Source organism: Rhodococcus spelaei (genome assembly GCF_006704125.1).
Taxonomy (GTDB): Bacteria; Actinomycetota; Actinomycetes; order Mycobacteriales; family Mycobacteriaceae; genus Rhodococcus_G; species Rhodococcus_G spelaei.
The window spans coordinates 482,008-502,006 of sequence record NZ_VIGH01000004.1; the positions used below are offsets into that span (position 1 = coordinate 482,008).

The 19,999-nt window shown below is 70.4% G+C and carries 20 protein-coding genes; 11 read left to right on the top strand and 9 right to left on the bottom strand.

The features are described 5' to 3' along the window. The first annotated feature begins 60 nt into the window (after positions 1 to 60). From FK531_RS11660 to FK531_RS11670, 3 genes are read left to right on the top strand one after another with little or no spacing between them, the layout of a single operon-like run. On the top strand, positions 61 to 459 hold the full coding sequence (locus tag FK531_RS11660) for a GntR family transcriptional regulator (protein ID WP_142099376.1): 399 nt from the start codon (positions 61 to 63) through the stop codon (positions 457 to 459). Continuing rightward, positions 456 to 1,304, top strand: a complete 849-nt coding sequence (locus tag FK531_RS11665; RefSeq protein ID WP_142099378.1) for an ABC transporter ATP-binding protein — start codon at positions 456 to 458, stop codon at positions 1,302 to 1,304. The genes FK531_RS11660 and FK531_RS11665 overlap by 4 nt, the downstream gene beginning before the upstream one ends. Continuing rightward, the gene (locus tag FK531_RS11670) at positions 1,301 to 2,362 is read left to right on the top strand and encodes an ABC-2 membrane transporter-related protein (RefSeq protein ID WP_142099380.1); all 1,062 of its coding nucleotides are present in this window, start codon (positions 1,301 to 1,303) and stop codon (positions 2,360 to 2,362) included. Before FK531_RS11665 ends, FK531_RS11670 begins: the two co-directional genes overlap by 4 nt. On the opposite strand, the gene FK531_RS11675 is transcribed toward FK531_RS11670, so the two are convergent. After that, positions 2,303 to 3,712: a hypothetical protein gene (locus FK531_RS11675; protein ID WP_142099382.1), complete on the bottom strand. Its 1,410-nt coding sequence runs from the start codon at positions 3,710 to 3,712 to the stop codon at positions 2,303 to 2,305. The genes FK531_RS11670 and FK531_RS11675 overlap by 60 nt on opposite strands. A gap of 97 nt (positions 3,713 to 3,809) precedes the next feature. On the opposite strand from FK531_RS11675, the gene FK531_RS11680 reads away from it, so the two are divergent. Further along, positions 3,810 to 4,562, top strand: coding sequence for an isocitrate lyase/PEP mutase family protein (locus FK531_RS11680; RefSeq protein ID WP_142099384.1), 753 nt, complete (start codon positions 3,810 to 3,812; stop codon positions 4,560 to 4,562). 193 nt (positions 4,563 to 4,755) lie between these two features. On the opposite strand, the gene FK531_RS11685 is transcribed toward FK531_RS11680, so the two are convergent. The 6 genes from FK531_RS11685 to FK531_RS11710 all read right to left on the bottom strand — a co-directional run bounded on the left by FK531_RS11685 (position 4,756) and on the right by FK531_RS11710 (position 11,044). After that, positions 4,756 to 6,933, bottom strand: a complete 2,178-nt coding sequence (locus FK531_RS11685; RefSeq protein ID WP_142099386.1) for an AAA family ATPase — start codon at positions 6,931 to 6,933, stop codon at positions 4,756 to 4,758. A gap of 111 nt (positions 6,934 to 7,044) precedes the next feature. Continuing rightward, positions 7,045 to 7,890 (bottom strand): CDP-alcohol phosphatidyltransferase family protein, encoded by an 846-nt coding sequence (locus FK531_RS11690; RefSeq protein WP_435531047.1) that lies wholly within the window; start codon positions 7,888 to 7,890, stop codon positions 7,045 to 7,047. Between the two features lie 11 nt (positions 7,891 to 7,901). Next, on the bottom strand, positions 7,902 to 8,615 hold the full coding sequence (locus tag FK531_RS11695; protein WP_142099388.1) for a phosphatidylserine decarboxylase: 714 nt from the start codon (positions 8,613 to 8,615) through the stop codon (positions 7,902 to 7,904). A 126-nt stretch (positions 8,616 to 8,741) separates the two neighbouring features. Then, entirely contained in the window at positions 8,742 to 9,194 is a 453-nt protein-coding gene (locus FK531_RS11700) for a hypothetical protein (protein ID WP_142099391.1), read from the bottom strand. 51 nt (positions 9,195 to 9,245) lie between these two features. Beyond that, positions 9,246 to 9,872 (bottom strand): response regulator, encoded by a 627-nt coding sequence (locus tag FK531_RS11705; protein WP_142099393.1) that lies wholly within the window; start codon positions 9,870 to 9,872, stop codon positions 9,246 to 9,248. Then, positions 9,869 to 11,044: a sensor histidine kinase gene (locus tag FK531_RS11710; protein ID WP_142099395.1), complete on the bottom strand. Its 1,176-nt coding sequence runs from the start codon at positions 11,042 to 11,044 to the stop codon at positions 9,869 to 9,871. The genes FK531_RS11705 and FK531_RS11710 overlap by 4 nt, the downstream gene beginning before the upstream one ends. Before the next feature lie 167 nt (positions 11,045 to 11,211). On the opposite strand from FK531_RS11710, the gene FK531_RS11715 reads away from it, so the two are divergent. Beyond that, complete coding sequence (locus FK531_RS11715; RefSeq protein WP_142099397.1) at positions 11,212 to 11,799, top strand: GlcG/HbpS family heme-binding protein; 588 nt, start codon at positions 11,212 to 11,214, stop codon at positions 11,797 to 11,799. Between the two features lie 299 nt (positions 11,800 to 12,098). On the opposite strand, the gene FK531_RS11720 is transcribed toward FK531_RS11715, so the two are convergent. Continuing rightward, positions 12,099 to 12,569, bottom strand: coding sequence for an SRPBCC family protein (locus tag FK531_RS11720; RefSeq protein WP_142099399.1), 471 nt, complete (start codon positions 12,567 to 12,569; stop codon positions 12,099 to 12,101). A 168-nt stretch (positions 12,570 to 12,737) separates the two neighbouring features. Between FK531_RS11720 and FK531_RS22370 the strand changes: the two genes are divergently transcribed. After that, a complete protein-coding gene (locus FK531_RS22370; RefSeq protein WP_181762931.1) occupies positions 12,738 to 12,902 on the top strand; it encodes a hypothetical protein in 165 nt (54 codons plus the stop codon). A 133-nt stretch (positions 12,903 to 13,035) separates the two neighbouring features. Here the strand turns inward: FK531_RS22370 and FK531_RS11730 are convergent, their stop codons facing one another. Further along, complete coding sequence (locus FK531_RS11730) at positions 13,036 to 13,746, bottom strand: GNAT family N-acetyltransferase (protein ID WP_246098105.1); 711 nt, start codon at positions 13,744 to 13,746, stop codon at positions 13,036 to 13,038. Positions 13,747 to 13,804: 58 nt separating this feature from the next. Between FK531_RS11730 and FK531_RS11735 the strand changes: the two genes are divergently transcribed. From FK531_RS11735 to FK531_RS11755, 5 genes are all read left to right on the top strand, one after another. Next, the gene (locus FK531_RS11735) at positions 13,805 to 14,587 is read left to right on the top strand and encodes an HAD-IIA family hydrolase (RefSeq protein ID WP_142099400.1); all 783 of its coding nucleotides are present in this window, start codon (positions 13,805 to 13,807) and stop codon (positions 14,585 to 14,587) included. A gap of 111 nt (positions 14,588 to 14,698) precedes the next feature. Continuing rightward, on the top strand, positions 14,699 to 15,223 hold the full coding sequence (locus FK531_RS11740; RefSeq protein ID WP_181762917.1) for a DUF6764 family protein: 525 nt from the start codon (positions 14,699 to 14,701) through the stop codon (positions 15,221 to 15,223). A 263-nt stretch (positions 15,224 to 15,486) separates the two neighbouring features. Next, on the top strand, positions 15,487 to 17,112 hold the full coding sequence (groL, locus tag FK531_RS11745) for a chaperonin GroEL (protein WP_142099402.1): 1,626 nt from the start codon (positions 15,487 to 15,489) through the stop codon (positions 17,110 to 17,112). A 343-nt stretch (positions 17,113 to 17,455) separates the two neighbouring features. Continuing rightward, entirely contained in the window at positions 17,456 to 18,487 is a 1,032-nt protein-coding gene (locus FK531_RS11750) for an alpha/beta hydrolase (protein ID WP_142099404.1), read from the top strand. Between the two features lie 172 nt (positions 18,488 to 18,659). After that, complete coding sequence (locus tag FK531_RS11755; RefSeq protein WP_142099406.1) at positions 18,660 to 19,994, top strand: anaerobic C4-dicarboxylate transporter; 1,335 nt, start codon at positions 18,660 to 18,662, stop codon at positions 19,992 to 19,994. The last annotated feature ends 5 nt before the right edge of the window (positions 19,995 to 19,999 follow it).

Here is a 19,999-nt window from a genome sequence, read left to right on the forward strand (position 1 = left end):
TTCGTTCGGCGACCGTGTGACCCTGACCTTTCACTACTTCACTAGTGAAAGGTGGGTGAGATGGACTTCCGGATCAACCGCGGTTCGGGTATCCCCACCTACGTTCAGCTCGTCCTGCAGGTCAAGCAGGCCCTGCGCCGGGGAGATCTCGCGCCGGGGGACCGGTTGCCCACCGCGAAGGACGTCGTCGGCGCGCTCGCCATCAACCCCAACACCGTGCACAAGGCCTACCGGGAGCTCGAACACGACAGCCTGGTCGAGGCGCGACCGGGACTGGGCACCTTCGTGATTCGCTCCCTCGCCAAGGCCGGCATGGCCGAGCGGGTGGCGCTCGAGTCCGAACTGGCGCGGTGGGTGGGGCACGCCGTCGCGACCGGGTTGGACCGCGGCGACCTCGAGGCGTTGACGGCCGCCGCGCTGGATGCGGAGTTCGGCTACGAAACTGGGGAGGGTCGATGACCGCGCTGTCGATGAGGGGCGTGCACAAGAGCTTTCGGGGCAGGAGTGCGCTCCACGACTGCACCTTCGAGGTCGGCCGCGGGAGCGTCACCGCGCTGGTCGGGGCGAACGGGGCGGGCAAGTCGACGCTGATGTCGATCGCGGTCGGGATGCTCGCGGCGGACTCGGGCGAGGTCGCGGTGCTCGGACACGCCCGCAGTCGCGCGGGCATCAGCCCGGGCCTGGCCTATGTGGCGCAACACAAGCCGCTGTACCGGTCGTTCACCGTCGCCGACATGCTCCGCTTCGGCGAGCACGCCAACTCCCACTGGGATCACGACTACGCGCGAGGCCTCGTCGCGGACGCGGACGTGCCGGAGGAAGCACGGGTCAAGACCCTCTCGCCCGGCCAGCGCACCCGGGTCGCGCTCGCCCTCGCCCTCGGAAGGCGGCCGGAGGTGCTGCTGCTCGACGAACCGCTCGCAGACCTCGACCCGCTGGCCCGCAAAGCGGTCGCGCGCACACTGATGGCAGACGTCGCCGAGCGGGGCACCGCCGTCCTGCTCTCCTCGCACGTGCTGGCGGAGGTCGACGAGATGGCCGACCGGTTGCTGGTGTTGGGCCACGGCCGGATTCGCCTGTCCGGGGCCCTCGACGACCTGCTCGCCGAGCACTACCTCCTGATCGGCTCCGGTGACCCGGCCACCGTCATCGGCGCCGGGGAGGTGGTCGAGACGCGGCCCGGAGGTCGAACGCATCTCGTCCGGGGGCCGCGCGCAGCGGCCGGCGGCGACTGGCTCACCGAGGCCGCGAGCCTCGACGACATCGTGCTGGCTCATCTGGCCGCGCCGGAGGAGGTCGCATGATCTGGGTGACGTGGCGGCGGTACCGGACCACGCTCGTCGTGGCGACGACGGTGATCGCACTGCTCGCCGTCGCGACGTTCGCTTGCGGGTCGATTGTTCGGAATGCCGAGGGCGCCAGGGCGTTCGGCACCTTCTTCGGGTGCTACGGCACGTCGGTGACGGTGTGCCGGGCCGAGTCGGCGCTCAGTGCGACGGCGGTGCTCGCGGCGGTGCTGCCGGTCCTGCTCGGTGTGATCGTCGGGGTGACGGCGTTCTCCCGTGACATCGAGCAGGGCACCCACGTGCTCGGGCTGACCCAGTCGGTGAGCCGGTCTCGGTGGTTCTGGATGCGGGTGCTGGTGGTGTTCGTACCGATCAGTGTCGCGATGGCGGTGCTCGGGGCAGTGTTGGAGTGGACCCGATCGGCCGCGCCCCGAGGCAATTTCGGGTACGTGAGCGGATCGCCGTTCGACTACTCGCGTCTCGAGTTTCCGCTCTTCCCGGCATCGGGGGCGACCGCGGGCACCTACACACTCTTCGCGCTGATCCTGGGCAGCGCGTTCGCGCTCGTGATCCGGCACACGGTGGGGGCGATGGTGCTGACGCTGATCGTCGCGACCGCGGGCATGGTCGGACTGCAGGTCGGGGCGCGTCCGCACTACGCACCGGCGAGCATCGAGGCCCGACCGCTCGACGGGAGCGCGCAATACGTGGCCTACGCGTCCAGCGGTGCGTCGTTCCCGGGGTGGACGATCGGCTCGGGCTACGTGAACACGGCGGGCGACCCGGTGGCGGTCGACTACGCGTCGTGCGAGCAGGCCTACGCCGTCGACTACGTCGAGGGTCGTCCCGACGAGACCGTCGCCGAGTACGAGGCCCGCAGCGACGAACTGTTCGAGGAACAGCAGCGGGCCTTCACCGACTGCCTGCGCGGCCAGGGCGCCGACCACCTCGAGGTCCGGTACCACGCCGACAGTCAGTTCCGGCGGTTCCAGCTCACCGAGGCCGCCCTGGTGTTGCTAGTGACCGGGCTCGTCCTGCTGCCCTCCCTCTGGGGGTTGCGTCGGCTGCGACCGTAGCAGGCCGCGAATCCCGAACGCGCAGAAGGCGACCGCGACGGCCAGTGCGATGCCGGCGCTGCGGTGGTCGTAGTGCGGGTAGTCGAAGAAGTCGCTGTAGGCGGTCCATCCGAAGTCGTCGCGACCCACCGAGTCCGGGACGAGTGCTGTGGCCCCGCGCAGCGGTTCGTACGAGCCGCTGTAGGTGAAGGTGCTCGTCACGGCGGTCGCCGCGGCAGAGAACACCATCGACACGAACGGGATCGCCAACCCCGCGGCCGCGACCGCTGCGAGTCCCGGCAGCGTCGACCCGACCGCCAGGCCCGCGCCGACGCCGATCACCCCGAGTCGCACCAGCAGCCACGGTCCGTCGTGCCCGAAGTCCGGCCAGATCGCGGCCACCAGCGGGACCAGTCCCGCCACCCCGAGCCCGACGACCGGTGTCCGCCACCGCGCCGACAGTCGCAGCCCGACCGCCACCGCGACCGCCGCCACCGCGATCGCGGGCCACGGTCCGACGTCCCGGAACGGGTAGCGCAGGTCCACCAGCACCGGCATCGCGGCCGCCGCGACGCCGGTGGTCGCCAACAGGAACCCGCCGCCGCCGGACTCGCGCTCGACCAGTCGCGCGCACACCTCGATGGCCACCAGTACGACCACCATTGCGACCCCGATGACGACCCCGAGGTGCAGTCGGGAGTGGTTGTCCTGCTGGTTGATCCACGACAGCTGCAGTCGGTTCACCACCGCTAGCGCGACGATCGTCAGCAGGGCGCCGCCCGCGTCCCGTCCACCCACCCGCTGAATCCGCATCCCGGCGTCGGCGGTAACCGCGCTCGCGAGCGCGAGAACCGCTGCGGGCCAGAGCAGCCACCAGGACGGCTCCCCGATCGACGAGGTGGTGAACGTCAACGTCGCCATCCCGGACACCTGCACCGACAGGAATCCCGCGATCGCGCCGAGGGCCGTCGCCCACTGCCCGGCCCGACCGCCCCACGAAGTCGCGACCACCGATCCGAGCAGTACTCCGGCGGCGGCGGTCTTGAGGTAGTGCAGCGCGGTGAGCGCGTCGAAGCTCGTCGAGGCGGGGACCGCGACCCGTGCACCGATCAGGACCACGACGGCCAGTGTCGCCGCCGACCAGCCGAGGCGACGAGAACCGCTGCGCTGCAGGAGCACACAGGCAACCACCGCGACCACCGCGCCGACCGCGACACCGGTTGGCTGCGCGGCCAGCCAGCTGTCGAGTTGACGGTCGGACGCGTAGACCGACCAGTGCCCGCCGGGCGGTGTGGTCAGTACGAAGGCCGCCAGGGCCGCGCCGAGCAGTGCGGCGAGCGAGGCGACGGTAGTGCGGATGTCGACGGGCATTTGTCGACGCTAACGGAAATGTCGTGATTCGAAGGATGGGGCGAGGTGCGTCGGCGTGCCACGATGTACGCGACACTCCACGAGGCGAGGAACCACCATGGCATCGATCACCGAGAAGGCAACCACCCTGCTGGCACTGCACAAGCCCGGCAATCCCGTGATCCTCCCGACCGTCTGGGACGCGTGGTCGGCGAACCTGGCCGCCGAGGCCGGTTTCGCGGCGCTGACCGTCGGCAGTCACCCGGTCGCCGACTCGGTCGGCAAGCCCGACAACGAGGGTATGACGTTCGCGGAGCTGACGACCCGGGTCGCGCAGATCACCGCGGCGGTGGACCTGCCGGTCTCCGTCGACATCGAGTCGGGTTACGGCCTCGACCCGCGGCGGCTGATCGACGGCCTCGTCGAGGTCGGTGCGGTGGGCCTGAACATCGAGGACACAGTGCACAGCGAGGGCGGTCGGCTGCGTGAGGCGCAGGAGCACGCGGACTTCGTCGGCGGGCTGCGTCGCGCCGCGGACGCGGTGGGTATCCACGTGGTCGTGAACGCGCGCACCGACCTGTTCATCAAGCAGGTCGGCGACGAGGCGGACCGTGTCCAGCGGGCCATCGCCCGGCTGACCCTGGCGGCGGAGGCGGGGGCGGACGTGCTGTACCCGGTCGGGTTCCACAGCGACGAGGTGTATCGGCAGCTGACGTCGGCACTGCCGTTGCCCGTCAACGCGATTGCCGATCCGGTGCGCGGCGAGAAGGCGAACTACGCGTCCATCGGCGTGGGCCGGGTCAGCTTCGGCCCGCTGCTGCAGGCCGCCCTGGCCGTCCGCGCGAACGAACTCCTCGCCCGCTGGAAGTAGGCGCCTTCGGCGCCCGTGCGCGCCGTTCACCCCAGCTGGGGTGAACGGCGCGCACAGTGCGCGTCAGCGCAGGTAGGCCGCGCTCTGCGTGCCGACGAGGTCGACCAGGTCCCGCTGCGCGAGGTTCACGTCGAGCGGGTGCAGGCCCCAGTTCGGGCGAGGCGTCGATGCCAGCGGGCGCGACCCGCTCCCGTCAACGGTTGTCGGCGTAGGCCTGCAGGTGCGCGACCTGCGCGGGGTCGAGCGACGGCCGCACCGACTCGCGCGCGGCCGCGACGTCGGCAGCAGTGACGTCGGCGGCGTCGACGCTGCGCCGCATCGCGGCCAGCGCCGCCTCCCGCAGCAGCGCCGAGCAGTCTGCGGCGGAGTACCCGTCCAGTTCCTCGGCCAGCGCGTCGAGGTCCACCTCTTCGGCCAGCGGCACCGACCGCCCCGAGGTTCGCAGGATCTCCCGGCGCGCCTGCGCATCCGGCGGCGGCACGAACACCAGTCGCTCGAGCCGACCAGGTCGCAGCAGCGCCGGGTCGATCAGGTCGGGGCGGTTGGTCGCGCCGAGGACCACCACGTCGCGCAGTGGTTCGACGCCGTCGAGTTCGGTGAGCAACGCGGCGACCACCCGGTCGCTCACACCCGAGTCCGCGCTCTGCCCGCGTCGCGGTGCCAGCGCGTCCACCTCGTCGAGGAAGATCATCGACGGCGCCGAATCGCGTGCCCGCTGGAACAGTTCGCGCACCGCCTTCTCCGACGCGCCGACCCACTTGTCCATCAGCTCGGCGCCCTTGACCGCGTGCACGCTCAGCTGCCCGGAACTGGCGAGCGCCCGGACGAGGTACGTCTTGCCGCACCCGGGCGGGCCGTACAGCAGCACCCCGCGCGGCGGGTCCACCCCAAGGCGCGCAAACGAATCCGGATGCTGCAGCGGCCACAGCACCGCCTCGGTCAGCGCCTGCTTGGTCTCCACCATGTCGCCGACGTCGTCGAGGGTGACGCTGCCGACTGCCAGTTCCTCGGTGCCCGACCGCGACAGCGGCCGGATCACCTCGAGCGCCCCAGTCAGGTCGGACTGCGCGAGCTTCGGCGCCTCGCCACTGCTGCTGGCCCGCGAGGCCGCCCGCAGCGCGGCCTCCCGAACCAGGGCCGCGAGGTCGGCCGCGACGAATCCCGGTGCCCGCGAGGCCACTTCGCCGAGGTCGAGGTCGGCGGTCGGGACCTTGCGCAGCAGCAGTTCCAGGATCGCGCGCCGGGTCGCACCGTCCGGCAACGCGATCGTCAGCTCGCGGTCGCACAGGTCCTGGCCCCGGACCCGGGTGTCGAGGGAGTCGGGGTGCGCGGTGGTCGCGACGAACGCGACGCCGGGTGTCTCCACCGCGCGGCGCAGCTCGTCGAGGATCAGGGTGGACACCGGCTCCGGCTCGGCCGGCAGCAGCGCGTCCACGTCCGTGATCAGCAGCACGCCACGCTCGTGCGCCATGCGGGCGACCGCGTCCGACACCCGCTGCAGCCGCGTGGCAGAGTCCAGCGCGCCGACCCCCGGTCCGTCCAGTTCGGCGACTGTGCGACCGGCGAGGACCGCGCGCGCCAGCGTCGCCTTGCCTACCCCGGCGGGCCCGGTGATCAGCACGCCGAGGTGCGGCGAGGCCCCGAGGGTGTGCAACAGTTCCGGCTCGTCGAGCGCCAGCTTGAGCCATTCGGTGAGCTTGGCGGACTGGGCGCCGACCCCGACCAGGTCCTGCACGGGCAGCGGTGCGGGTCGCATCGGTGCCGGTGCCGGGGCGGACTCGGGGGCCGGTGCGGGCACGGTCGCCGTGGTCGGCGCGGTTCCCCAGCCGACCGCCGAATTGGGTTGCACGCTCACGGGTCCGGCGGGGTCGACGGCGGTGACGGTGAGCAGTTCGGAGGTCCAGGCCACGCCGAAGGTGCGTGAGAGGGACTGGGTGGCGCTCGCCGTGCTGGTACCCGGGCCGAGGTCGCGCGGCAGCAGGGAGACCGTGTCGCCGACGGTGAGCACCTTGCCGAGCAGCGCCTGTCGCAGGGTGGTCTCGGAGATGGAGCCGGTGGCGAGGGCGGATCCGCTCAGCGTCGCGGTCCTGGCGCCGTACACCGTCACCGGCGAGACGACCACCCGCGCATCCTCTTTGAGTCCGGCGTTGGAGAGCGTGACGTCGTCGAACAGCGCAGTCCCGGTGGGGGTGTCCGTGGGCGCGACGGCGACGACCGCGGCGGTGCGCCGGGCCCCGATCACCGCGATGCCGTCCCACTCACGCAGCCCCAGCGCGGCCAGCGCCTCGGGATGCAGGCGCACCACCCCACGGCGGGCGTCGGCGGCGGAGGTGTTGAGCCGGGCGGTGAGCGCGAGTTCCGGGGAGGTCACGGAGCCCAGCCTAGTGGGGCTGGCGCACATGGGCATTGACGCGAGACGGGCACCGGTTCCACGTGGAACCGGTGCCCGTCTCGTCGGAAGTGGCGTGTCGCCCGGAAAGCGCTAGCGGGGCCTGCGCAGGCCGAGCCGGGCCGAGGAGAGCCGGCCGCCCGCCGGTGCGCGCCGAATCGCCCGCCGCTCGGAGGGTTTGGCGTCCCACACCTCGGGCCGCGCGGCCACCCAGCGCTTGGATCGGACCGCGAACGGGATGTGTGCGAGGTACGCGAAGACCAGCACGATCAGCAGCACGTACGGATAGGTGATCAGTGCGGCCGCGGCCAGCGCGACACCCACGAGCAGCAGGGCGGCCATCCGCTTGGGCACCGAGAACGTCTTCATCGCGAGCGTCGGGATCCGGCTGACGATCAGCGCCGCCGACAGCACCGTCCAGATGCCCACCACCACGAACGACGACCACCAGCCGTCGCCCCACTGTTCGTAGGCGGCGATCGGCATCAGCGCGATCAACGCGCCCGCGGGCGCGGGCACCCCGACGAAGAACTCACTGGTGTAGGCGGGGGCCGTGTCGTCGTCGAGCAGGGTGTTGAAGCGGGCCAGCCGCAGCACGATGCTCACCGCGAAGACCAAGGCGATGATCCAGCCTGCGCTCCCCGCGTCGAGCAGGGTCACGTACAGCACCAGCGCCGGTGCGACGCCGAACGAGATCGCGTCGGACAACGAGTCCAGTTCGGCACCGATCTTGGTGGTCGCGTCGAGCAGTCGCGCGATCCGGCCGTCCAGCGAGTCGAGCACCGCGGCCGCGCCGATCATTGCCAGTGCCACGCCGAGCTGACCCTCCAGCGCGAACTTCACCGCGGACAGTCCCGCGCACAGCGCGAGGATCGTGATCGTGCTCGGCAGCAGGAGCAGCCCGCTGGTCGCGACGCGCCGGGACGTGCTGGGGACCACGTCGCGGGGGCTCACGGAAGCTGTGCGAGGACGGTCTCGGCGCCGACGGCGCGCTGTCCTCGCTCCACCATGAGCGTGGTGCCGGCCGGGAAGTAGGTGTCGACGCGCGAACCGAACCGGATCAGTCCGTAGGTGTCGCCGATCGGCAGCATGTCGCCGACCTTGGCGTCGCACACGATCCGGCGGGCGAGCAGCCCGGCGATCTGCACGACCGCGATCTCGTGACCGTCGACGGTGCGCAGCAGCATGGAGTTGCGCTCGTTCGCGTCGCTGGCCTCGGCGAGGTCGGCGGAGAGGAACTTGCCGGACTTGTGCACGACCTGCAGGACCTCGCCGGCGACGGGCGAGCGCTGCACATGCACGTCGAGCACGGACAGGAAGATGCTCACCCGCGGGACCGGGGCGTCGCCCATGTTCAGCTCGGCGGGCGGGACCGCGTTGTCGACCAGTGCGACCTCGCCGTCGGCGGGGGAGACCACCACGTTCGGGCGGTTCGGCGGGACCCGGTGCGGGTGCCGGAAGAACGCCGCACTGGCGCCCGCCGCGGCGAGGCCGGTGCGCCGGATCCACGGATGCTTGCGGCCGAGCACGGCGGCAGCGAGGGGGGGCAGGACGAACGGCAGCCCGGCCGGATGAAGCGGCGGGATCGTGGTCCGGACCAGGTCGGCGATGTGCGCGAGGCCGGTCGGTTGCGGGGTGCCAAGCGGGGTGGGGCGGCGGGCCACGAGCTCCTCTTACTGTCGGTGACGGCAGGTACCCGGGCTCGGCATGGGCCGTGTGCGGGCACTCACAGGCTAGCCGAGGTGGGCCCCCGAGCGGGACCCCCGACGCCCGGCACCACCGCCGACCTGCTAACCGAGCTGTTCCCGGAGCCGGGAGATGCCCCCTCGAATGGTGGCACCGTAGCCGTCGTCGGCCAGCGCGGAGCTCACGGATTCGGCGGCGTCGAGGTGGGCGCGGGCCGCGTCCTCGTCACCGACCTTGACGTAGTCGGCTGCGAGGTTCAGGTGCAGCGACGGGTAGAAGCCCCGGACCTGCAGCGAGGAGTGGTGGGCCTGGGCCCGCTCGTCGGTCAGGGAGTCCGCCGCATCCAGGGCACGCAGGTCCCAGGCCAGTTCCTCTGCCGGATCGTCCTGGACGTCGGCCATGTAGTGGGCGAGGGTGACGCGGTGCAGCGGATCGCCGTCGGGCCCGACCCGCTCCCACAGCTCCGCGAACGCGGTGCGGGCACCGGCCCGGTCGCCGCCGTTCGCCAGTTCCTGTGCCGCCGCCACATCGGCCATGACCTGGTCTGTCGCGCTCATCGGATCGCCCTTCCGTCGGTGGGGAGGGACGCTAGCGCCACCCACCGACAGTCAGCGGATCCCGTCGCGCCGCAGTGCCACCGACACCGCGGCGGCCCGGGTGTCGACGCCGAGTTTGGCGTAGATGTGTGCCAGGTGCGTCTTGACGGTCGCCTCGCTGATGAACAGCCGTTTGCCGAGTTCCCTGTTGGTCAGGCCCTCGGCGAGCAGGGTGAGCAGTTCGGCCTCGCGGGCCGTCAGCGTCTCCGCGGGCCGACGCATCTGCTGCATCAGCCGCGACGCGACCGGCGGGGACAGCACGCTGCGGCCGGCGACCGCGCCCCGTACGGCCGCGAAGATCTCCTGCGGGGCAGAGTCCTTGAGCAGGTAGCCGATCGCCCCGGCGTCGACGGCGCGGACCACGTCGGCGTCGGTGTCGTAGGTGGTGAAGACGAGTACCGGCAGGTCGGGGCGGGCGGCGCGGATCCGCCGGATCGCCTCGATGCCGTCGATGCCGTCGCCGAGCGCGAGGTCCATCATCACCAGCTGCGGGGTGAGCGAGCCGACCAACGCGACCGCCTCCTCACCGGTGCCGGCCTCGCCGACCACCTCGAGGTCGGGCTGGGAGGCGAGCAGCGCGCGCAGGCCGGCCCGGACCACCAGGTGGTCGTCGACGAGGACGACGGCGATCGCGCTCATTCGGCGCCCCGGTCGTAGGGGACCTGCGCGGCGACGACGGTGCCCTCGCCGGGAGCGCTCTCCACGGTCAGCTGCCCGCCCAGCGCCACGGTCCGCTGGCGCATCGCCCGGAGTCCGAAACCGCCTTCCGTCGTGGGGTTTCCGACCACGTTCGGATCGAAGCCGACGCCATCGTCGAAGACGTCCAGCGCCACCGCCGAGGGCAGGTAGGTCAGGGTCACCCCCACAGTCTGAGCCGCGGCGTGCCGCACCACGTTCGAGACCGCGCTCTGGGTGATCCGCAGCAGCGCGTGCCCGACCTCGGCGGAGACCGGCCGGGGGGTGCCGACCACCCGGACCTGCGCGGTCGGGACGTAGCCGCGGGCCGCGTCGAGGAGTGCGGCGTCCAGCGACTGGGTGTCGAGGTTCGGTGAGGACAGGTAGTGCACCAGGTTCCGGGTCTCGGCGAGGTTCTCACGCAGCGACGCGGTGGCGATCCGGATCTCTGCCCGCGCCGGCGAGGACGGCAGGTCCCAGGCTGCGTCGGCGGCCTCGAGGTGCAGCAACGCGCTGGTCAGTCCCTGGGTGACGGTGTCGTGGATCTCGCGGGCCAGGCGCTCGCGTTCGGACAGCACGCCCGCGGCCCGCTCGGTCTCGGCGAGCCGGGACCGAGCCTCCGCGACCTGCTCGACCAGTCGCACCCGCTCTCGGCCGTCGCGTTCGATCTGGCCGTAGGCGATGACGACGAGGGCGCCCGTGCAGATCGGGCCGATGAGCACAGCCCACTCGGTACGGCCGCTGAAGTTGAAGAAGGCGACGCTGGTGAGGACGGCGAGCACCGCGACGACCAGGTACGCCGTCCCGCTGGCGAACGCGCGCGTGCAGAGGAAGAACATCGGGAACGCGCACCACGCGAAGCTCGGTGCCAGCCAGACCAGCACCGCCCAGGTGGTCAGCACCGGCCATACCCAGGGCTGCCACGCACCCGCGCGGCGGGAGAGCGTCGCGGTCACCGCGTAGAGGGCGGCCAGCGCGACGATCAGGGCCGCGACCACCACGAACCGGCCGCTGACGCCGTGATAGGTCAGGTACCGGGCCGTCGAGGTCGCCAGCAGCACGTAGAACGAGACGTGGATCGCGACGTCGATCGGGCCGGGCGCCGGCGCGGCGCGGTCGATGTCGGGGCTGGCCATCGGCCCGATCTTACGGAGAGGGCGATCCGGGGGGATCGGCCGTTCGGATGATCTCGGCGACCCCGGACGGGGGAGGGGAGGGCAGTCGTCCGCCCGATGCGTGTGGGTGGGTGCGGGCGCCAGGCTGGATCGCAGTCAACGTCAGTCCCTGCCGAAAGGTCTCCACGATGAACACCTCCCGCCGCCTGCCCCGCGTCCTCGCCCTGGCCGTCCCCCTCGCCGCGGTCCTGGCGACCGCCGCGTGCGGCGACGCAGGCGACAGCGCCGCGTCGGCCTCCGCCGTCAGCACCGCCGTGGTCTCCGCGCAGGCTCCCGCCGACCAGGCGGCGAAGGGGACGGTCGCGTCGAACCGGCTGACGGTCGCCACCGCCGGCAAGGCCGCGCAGGCGGCCCTTGCGAAGTGCCAGGCCGACGGCCTCGGCTTCGTCACCGTCTCGGTGGTCGACCGGGCGGGCAACGTGCAGGCGATGCTCCGCGGCGACAACGCGGCCCAGCACACGGTCGAGGCGTCTCGCCAGAAGGGTTACACCGCAGCGGCTTTCGGTGCGAACACCAGTGACCTGACCGACCGAACCAAGGGTGACGGCGCCACAGTCGCCGACCTGCCGGGTACGTTGTTCCTGGCCGGCGGGGTCTCGGTGAAGTCCGCCAACGCCTCCATCGCTGGCATCGGCGTCGGTGGCGCCCCGGACGGTCGTGCCGACCAGGCTTGCGCCGCAGCGGGTCTCGACGCCATCGCGGGTTCGCTCCAGTGAGGTCCGCGCTGCCGGGCGCGCTCCTCGTTGCCGTGGTCGCGGGGTGCGCCGCGTGCGGTGGGCCGGGTGCGGCGGGCGGCGCGAGCGAGTCGTCCCCGACCTCGGTGACCGCATCCGCGCCGGCCACGTCGGATGTGTTCGCCACCAACATGTTCGGGGCACCGCACTGATCCCGGAGAGCGAGCACGCGCACGTGGATTCGGTGCGCACCCTGACGGTCGGGGAGAATGCGGAGAGCCGCGACCAGCACGAGGTCGCGGCTCTCCTGTCGAGAAGGCGCTGAGCGCTGACGGGCAGGGTCAGCGGGAGGTGGCGGTCGCGGACTCCACCTCGGACTTGATCCGGGCGAGGGTGGTGTTCATGCCCCGGATCATGTCCACCTCGAAGTCCGCGGTGCCGCCCATGAACTTGTCGACGAGGAACGACGAGATCTTGGTGGTGCCGGTCGGGGCCTCGCGCCGTTCGGTGACCTTCGTGCCGGTCGCGGTGGCGACCAGTTCGTACGTCCAGATGGTGTGGTTGTCGAGGACGCGCCACGCGATGGCGGTGTTCGGCTCGAACCGGATCACCTTGGCGTTGGTGGGCCACACCAGCAGGCCCTTCTTGTTGATGTTGAAGGTGCGGGTGCCCTGCTTGACGTCGCCGCCGAAGATCACCATCTTCTTGCACTGCGGGCTCCACCGGCCCATCCGCTGGAGGTCGGAGACCACCGTCCACACCGCCGCGGGGGTGGCGTCGATCTCGATGCTCGCTTCGAGGGTGTTCGTCACTGGTTCGTCTCCGGTTCGTCTGTGTGTGATACCAAGCGTCACGCATATCTTGCCGGATCGCGCGCGCGCGTCAAGGGCGATCGCCTGCCGGTGTAATGCGGAGAGCGGGACTGGCGATGAACAGGGTATCCACACCAGCATCGATCAGTAGTTGCACCGGAGCCAGTCGTGAAGATGTCAGACGTTCTGCGTCACCCCCGCCACCAGTCCCTTCCCCTCCTGCCCTCCGCGCGACTGAAGGGTCGGCCGGAGAGTTGGTCGGGCGAGCAACTCGAACGACTGCTGACGCCGCGCGAGATCGACGACCTCTTCCACGGGCACTTCGCGCACTGAGCGCCGCACCGTTCCTCCCGCAGTAGGGAGCCCGGGCCGGATCCGTCGACCCGGGCTTTTTTGCGCGTCACCCGGGGCGGCGGATCCCGGTTCACCGTGACCGTCGACGGGGCCGAAGAGGCTGCGGCCGTGCTCAATTCGCTCGCTGCGCGGGGCCGGGCCCCGCGCTGACCCCGAGCCGGTCAGTCAGGCGGTCGCGCACGGCCGGCCAGTCGTCGACGGTGATCGAGAACAGCACGCTGTCGCGCACCGTGCCGTCCTCGCGGCGGAAGCTGCGCCGCAGTGTTCCCTCGTACTGTGCGCCGAGTCGGGAGATGGCCTGCTGGGAGCGGGTGTTGCGGACGTCGGTCTTGAGCTGCACCCGACCGACCGACAGAGCCTCGAACGCGTACTGGAGCAGGAGCAGCTTGGCCTCCGGGTTGACGGCGGTGCTCCACACGCCGGGGTTGTAGAGCGTCATGCCGATCTCGAGCCGGGCGTCGCGCGGGACGACGTCGAGGTACGACGTGATCCCGACCACCGCGCCCGCGGGCAGGTCGCCGACGGGCCGGGCGGTCCGGACGGTCCACAGGTGCCAGGCGGGCTCGGCGCCGCGCACGCGGAGGAACTGCTCGAACGACTCGGGGTCGGTCGGACGCCACGGCACATGCGCCCACACCCGGTCGTGGTCGAGGGCGTGGAACAGTTCACGCGCGTCGGCCGCCGGGTCGAGCGTGGTCAGGCGCACGGAGGTGCCGGACAGGGCGGTGCCGTCGGGAATCGGCCAGACCATCTCCGGCCACGGGGCATCCGTGGGGCGGGGGTCGGGGACGGGGGTGAACGGCGCGGGATCCGAGGTCGGCACGCTACGAGTATCACCCGGCAGGGCAAGCGGATTACGGTCGCCGCCCTATCCTTGGATGATGGCGCGGATCGACGGCGTGCTGTTCGACATCGACGGGGTGCTGGTCACCTCGTGGCAACCGATCGAGGGTGCCGCACGAACCCTCGAGGCGGTGCGCGACCTCGGCGTCGGCCGGGCCTTCCTCACCAACACCACCTCGCGTACCCGCCGCGACATCGCCGCGGCGCTACGCGACTGCGGGATGGACGTCGACGCCACCGAGGTCGTCACGGCCACGGCGCTGACCGCGGAGTACCTCCGGTCGACGCATCCTGGCGCGCGGTGCCTGCTGATCAACCACGGCGACATTGCCGAGGACATGGACGGGATCGTGTTCGACGACCGGCGACCGGACGTGGTGGTGCTCGGCGGCGCCGGACCCGAGTTCGACCACGCCACCCTGAGCCGGGTCGTCGAGCTGATGCTGGACGGGGTGCCGGTCGTCGCCATGCAGGGCGGACTGACCTGGGCGACCTCGGGCGGCACCAGTATCGACACCGGTGCCTACCTGCCGGGCCTGGAGGCGGCGGGCAACGGCCACATCGTGGTGATCGGCAAACCGTCGCCGACAGGGTTCGTCGCGGCCGCCGAGTTGATGGGCACGGCACCCGGCCGGGCGGTGATGATCGGTGACGACCTTCGTGGGGACGTGCTCGCCGCTCAACACACCGGCTTCGTGGGCGTGCTGGTGCGGACCGGCAAGTTCCGTCAGGGGGTTCTCGACGAGGTGGACGAGGACCCCGACCACGTCGTCGACTCGGTGGCCGACCTCCCCGAACTGCTCGGCGAATTGATCGAGTGACGGCCGGGACAAACCGGTGCCGAATCGAGATCTGCCGATCCCCCCGCGGGGTCCCGACTCTTGGGTAGCGTCGCGTCGGTATTTCCGTTCGTTCCTTACTCGAGGAGTTCTGTGTCGATCCAGCCCCGCACCCGCGTCCTGTCCATTTCTCGTACCCGGATCGCCCGCGCGGGCGCGAGTATTGCGCTCGGTGTGGCGGCGATCGGCGGCCTCGCGGTAGCGGGCACCGGCGTCGCCTCGGCCGCGCGGGTCGACTGCGTCTCGCCCCCGGCCGCCAACGACATCCACGTCATCGGTGACGCGTCCTGCGGCGCGACCGCGACCGGCGCCGGCGGCGTCGCCAACGCGGGGGCCATGGACAGCGGCACCGCGGTCAGCGTTGCGGACGGCGGTACGGCCAACACCTTCGCGACCGGGTTCGGTGTCGCGCTGAGCGGGGCGAAGGCAGCCGGTCAGGCGCACGCCTACGCGATCGGCGGCGGCATCGCGCACGCCCGCACCGACAACGGCAACACCACCTTCGCGATCGCGGGCTGGGGTTCGGGCGCGACCGCGGAGTCGGCGGGCGTGAACTGCGTCGGCCCGCTCTCGTTCGCGATCAACCTGAACACCGGCGCGGTCTGCGCGATGCGGTAGTCGAGGTGCACACGCTCGGTGCCCGCGACCTTGCACTCGTCACACCTGAGTGCTAAAAAGGCACTTGGCACTCGCAATAGGTGAGTGCCAGGTCGGGACGGTGAGACTGGGATCCATCGACACCCCTGGTCGTCCGTCGCGGGCACCGAGCTCGGCCACAGCGCACATGGGGCGAACTACGAAAGTGGTTGCTCCGCGTGAAAAGGGCGGCCCGACGAGCGGTCGCCCTGCGTGTCGCCCCCAATCCGGAGGATCACTTCGCAATGGCCAAGATCATCGCGTTCGACGAAGAGGCCCGTCGCGGCCTCGAGCGTGGCCTGAACAGCCTCGCTGACGCCGTCAAGGTGACGCTGGGACCCAAGGGTCGCAACGTCGTGCTCGAGAAGAAGTGGGGCGCCCCCACGATCACCAACGATGGCGTGTCCATCGCCAAGGAGATCGAGCTGGAGGACCCCTACGAGAAGATCGGCGCCGAGCTGGTCAAGGAGGTCGCCAAGAAGACGGACGACGTCGCCGGCGACGGAACCACCACCGCCACCGTGCTCGCCCAGGCTCTCGTGCGTGAGGGTCTCCGCAACGTCGCCGCAGGCGCCAACCCCCTCGGCCTCAAGCGCGGCATCGAGAAGGCCGTCGAGGCAGTCACCGCCAAGCTGCTCGACACCGCCAAGGAGGTCGAGACCAAGGAGCAGATCGCTGCCACCGCCGGTATCTCGGCTGGCGACTCGTCCATCGGTGAGCTCATCGCCGAGGCCATGGACAAGGTCGGCAAGGAAGGCGTCATCACCGTCGAGGAGTCCAACTCCTTCGGCCTGCAGCTCGAGCTCACCGAGGGCATGCGCTTCGACAAGGGCTACATCTCGCTGTACTTCGCGACCGACGCCGAGCGTCAGGAAGCGGTGCTCGAGGACGCCTACGTGCTGCTCGTGAGCTCCAAGATCTCCACCGTCAAGGACCTGCTGCCGCTGCTGGAGAAGGTCATCCAGTCCGGCAAGCCGCTGGCGATCATCGCGGAGGACGTCGAGGGCGAGGCCCTGTCCACCCTGGTCGTCAACAAGATCCGTGGCACCTTCAAGTCGGTTGCCATCAAGGCCCCCGGCTTCGGTGACCGCCGCAAGGCGCAGCTCGCCGACATCGCCATCCTCACCGGCGGCGAGGTCATCAGCGAAGAGGTCGGCCTCTCCCTGGAGACCGCGGGCCTCGAACTCCTCGGCCGCGCCCGCAAGGTCGTCGTGACCAAGGACGAGACCACCATCGTCGAGGGTGCCGGCGACGCCGAGGCCATCGCCGGTCGCGTCAACCAGATCCGCGCCGAGATCGAGGCGTCGGATTCGGACTACGACCGCGAGAAGCTGCAGGAGCGCCTGGCCAAGCTGGCCGGTGGCGTCGCCGTCATCAAGGCGGGCGCTGCGACCGAGGTCGAGCTCAAGGAGCGCAAGCACCGCATCGAAGATGCCGTGCGCAACGCCAAGGCCGCGGTCGAGGAGGGCATCGTCGCCGGCGGCGGCGTCGCCCTGCTGCAGTCCGCCCCCGCGCTCGACGACCTCAAGCTCGAGGGTGACGAGGCGACCGGCGCGAACATCGTTCGCGTCGCGCTCGAGGCGCCGCTCAAGCAGATCGCGTTCAACGCCGGCCTCGAGCCCGGCGTCGTCGCGGAGAAGGTGCGCAACCTGCCCGCCGGCCACGGCCTCAACGCCGCGACCAACGAGTACGGCGACCTGCTCGCCGCAGGCATCAACGACCCGGTCAAGGTCACCCGCTCGGCGCTGCAGAACGCGGCGTCCATCGCGGCTCTGTTCCTGACCACCGAGGCCGTCGTCGCCGACAAGCCGGAGAAGGCCGCCGCTCCCGCGGGCGACCCGACCGGTGGCATGGGCGGCATGGACTTCTGAGTCCGGCTACCCCGCTTCACCAGTTCGACCGGAAGGCCCGGCTCCGCACGTGCGGAGCCGGGCCATCCCGGTTTCGGACGCGATCCGCGATTCGCGCGGATGTCGTCCGGACGGATGAAGCGCTGGATGAATCCGTTCGCTACTTTTATGATTCTTGGGACAGCTCGCTGCTGCGCGGGTGACACTGTCCACGCAGCAATTACGTCCTGGCCCCACGAGGTAACGGTGGGGCCAGGATGCTGTATACACACGGTTGAAGTACATGCAGTTGAAACGCATGCAGTTGAAGTACACGCAGTTGATCAGTTCTCTGGCACGCAGTCGACAGTCAAGGTGGGAATACATGCCCAAGTTTCGAGGATCGGGTCGTCGCGCAGGTCGCATCGCGCTTGCAACCGCTGCGCTGACGGTCCTGCCGCTGCTCGGTGCGGGCGGGCTCGCCAACGCCGACGACGCCAACCCGGCCGCGACGTCGCCGAATGGCTCGAAGCTCGAGCGTATCGACGGCACCGGCCGCCAGGTGACGGCGTACGTGTACTCGGCCTCGATGGGCAAGACCATTCCGCTCAAGATCCAGCGTCCGGCGGACACCAACGCCAAGGCGCCCACGCTGTACCTGCTCAACGGTGCCGGTGGCGGCGAGGACAGCGCCACCTGGCAGCGACGCACCGACGTCGCGCAGTTCTTCCAGGACAAGAACGTCAACGTGGTCACCCCGGTCGGCGGTGCGTTCAGCTACTACACCGACTGGCAGAAGGACGACCCGAAGCTGGGTCGCAACAAGTGGACGACCTTCCTGACCAAGGAACTGCCGCCCATCATCGACACCGCGCTCAATGCCAACGGCGTGAACTCCCTCGCCGCGATCTCCATGACCGGCACCAGCGTGCTGAACCTGGCCATCGCCGCGCCCGGCCTCTACAAGAGCGTCGCAGGGTACAGCGGATGCGCCGAGACCAGCACCCCGGCCGGCCGCGCGTACATCGATCTCGTCGTCGCCTCCCGTGGCGGCGGGGACCTCGACAACATGTGGGGCCCCAAGAACGACCCGGCGTGGATCGCGAACGACCCGGTCGTCAACGCCGAGAAGCTGCGCGGCACCAAGATCTACGTCTCCTCCGGTAACGGACTGCCCGGCCCGCACGAGAACCTGGCGGAGACCGGCGGCACGAGCGCGCTGGCGAACCAGGTGCTTGTCGGCGGCGCGATCGAGGGTGCCACCCTGCTGTGCACCAACAACCTGTTCAAGCGCCTGAACGAGCTGAAGATCCCGGCGACCTTCGACTTCCGTCCGAACGGCACCCACTCGTGGGGCTACTGGCAGGACGACCTGCACAAGTCCTGGCCGTTCCTGGCCGAGTCGCTCGGCATCTGACCGACTGATCGAGTAGACGGCGCCGATCCCGCGAGCAGCGGGGTCGGCGCCGTTCGTCGTCTCCGGCACACGAAACTGCTCGTCCCACCGAAATGTCCTGGCGTGCGTAATATCCGAGCCATCCGGGGTCGGCCCGCGGGTCGTCGCCCGGCGTCGGACAAGGTGGTCCCACGTGGATGCGGTGAAGATCGTTCTCGAGTTGGTCGTGGTGCTCGGCGCCATCGTGATGGGTACCCGGTCGAGCGGTGTGGCACTCGGTCTGTGGGGCGGCGCGGGCGTCGCGGTGCTGGTGTTCGTCTTCCGGGAGCCGGTCGGCAGCCCGCCGGTGGATGCGCTACTGATCGTCCTGTCGGTCGTACTGGCGTCGTCGATGATGCAGGCTGCCGGCGGCATCGACTGGATGGTGTCGATCGCGGCGAACCTGATTGCCAAGCGGCCCAAGCAGATCACGCTGATCGCACCGCTCGTCTCGTTCCTGTTCTCGGTGGGCGCGGGCACCTCGAACATCCTGTACCCGCTGCTGCCGGTGATCTACGACGCCTCCTACCGCAACGGCATTCGACCGTCGCGGCCGCTGTCACTGTCGGTGGTCGCGACCGGTGTCGCCCTCGCCTGCAGCCCCGTGTCGGCGGCGATGGCGGCGATGGTCACCCTCACCGACGTCGCGCCCTACAACTTCGAGCTGATCGACATCATCAAGATCACGTTGCCCGCTGCCATCATCGGCATCGTGTTGTCCTCGATCGTCGTCAATCGGCTCGGCAAGGACATCGACGAGGATCCGGAGATCCAGGCGCGCATAGCTTCCGGGGAACTCGCAGCTCCCGCGGGCGGGATGAGCAAGGTCGAGTTGAAGGCGTCGACGCAGGGACGCAACGCAGCCCTGATCTTCCTCGCGGGTGTCCTCGCGATCGTGGTATTCGGACTGTTCAAGGGAATTCGCCCGGACGCGTCCGACGGATCGCCCATGGGGATGACCCCGATCATCGAGATGATCATGTTCGTGGTCGGCACCGCGATCCTGATGGTGAGCAAGCCGAAGGTCGCCGACATCCCGACCATGTCGGTGTTCAAGGCCGGTATGGTCTCGGCCATCGCGCTTTTCGGCCTGGCCTGGCTCACCGACACCTTCATCAGTGCGCACCTGGAACTGATCACCAATTCGGTCGGTGACTGGGTCGACGCGGCGCCGTGGATCTTCGCGCTGGGCGTGTTCCTGGTCTGCGTGCTGACCACCAGTCAGTCGACCGCGACCCGGACGATCGTGCCGATCGGCCTGACCGCGGGTCTGGCACCGGGCCTGATCAGCGGTATGTGGGCCGGCGCGTTCGCCGGCGTCTATCTGTTGCCCACCAACGGATCTCAGATCGCTGCGGCGAACTTCGACGAGTCGGGCAGCACCAAGCTCGGCACCAAACTGGTGGACCACTCGTTCTTCGTCCCCACCCTCGTACTCGCGGTGACGACCATCGCGGCCGGTTCGGTGCTGGGCGTGATCCTGGGCTGAGGGAG

Bases quoted from the DNA above. Each gene is read 5' to 3' on its own strand.
- FK531_RS11735 (WP_142099400.1), top strand. From the start codon at position 13,805: ATGGCGCGGATCGACGGCGTGCTGTTCGACATCGACGGGGTGCTGGTC.
- FK531_RS11660 (WP_142099376.1), top strand. From the start codon at position 61: ATGGACTTCCGGATCAACCGCGGTTCGGGTATCCCCACCTACGTTCAG.
- FK531_RS11665 (WP_142099378.1), top strand. From the start codon at position 456: ATGACCGCGCTGTCGATGAGGGGCGTGCACAAGAGCTTTCGGGGCAGG.
- FK531_RS11715 (WP_142099397.1), top strand. From the start codon at position 11,212: ATGAACACCTCCCGCCGCCTGCCCCGCGTCCTCGCCCTGGCCGTCCCC.
- FK531_RS11675 (WP_142099382.1), bottom strand. From the start codon at position 3,712: ATGCCCGTCGACATCCGCACTACCGTCGCCTCGCTCGCCGCACTGCTC.
- FK531_RS11710 (WP_142099395.1), bottom strand. From the start codon at position 11,044: ATGGCCAGCCCCGACATCGACCGCGCCGCGCCGGCGCCCGGCCCGATC.
- FK531_RS11670 (WP_142099380.1), top strand. From the start codon at position 1,301: ATGATCTGGGTGACGTGGCGGCGGTACCGGACCACGCTCGTCGTGGCG.
- FK531_RS11680 (WP_142099384.1), top strand. From the start codon at position 3,810: ATGGCATCGATCACCGAGAAGGCAACCACCCTGCTGGCACTGCACAAG.
- FK531_RS11750 (WP_142099404.1), top strand. From the start codon at position 17,456: ATGCCCAAGTTTCGAGGATCGGGTCGTCGCGCAGGTCGCATCGCGCTT.
- FK531_RS11705 (WP_142099393.1), bottom strand. From the start codon at position 9,872: ATGAGCGCGATCGCCGTCGTCCTCGTCGACGACCACCTGGTGGTCCGG.
- FK531_RS11700 (WP_142099391.1), bottom strand. From the start codon at position 9,194: ATGAGCGCGACAGACCAGGTCATGGCCGATGTGGCGGCGGCACAGGAA.
- groL (WP_142099402.1), top strand. From the start codon at position 15,487: ATGGCCAAGATCATCGCGTTCGACGAAGAGGCCCGTCGCGGCCTCGAG.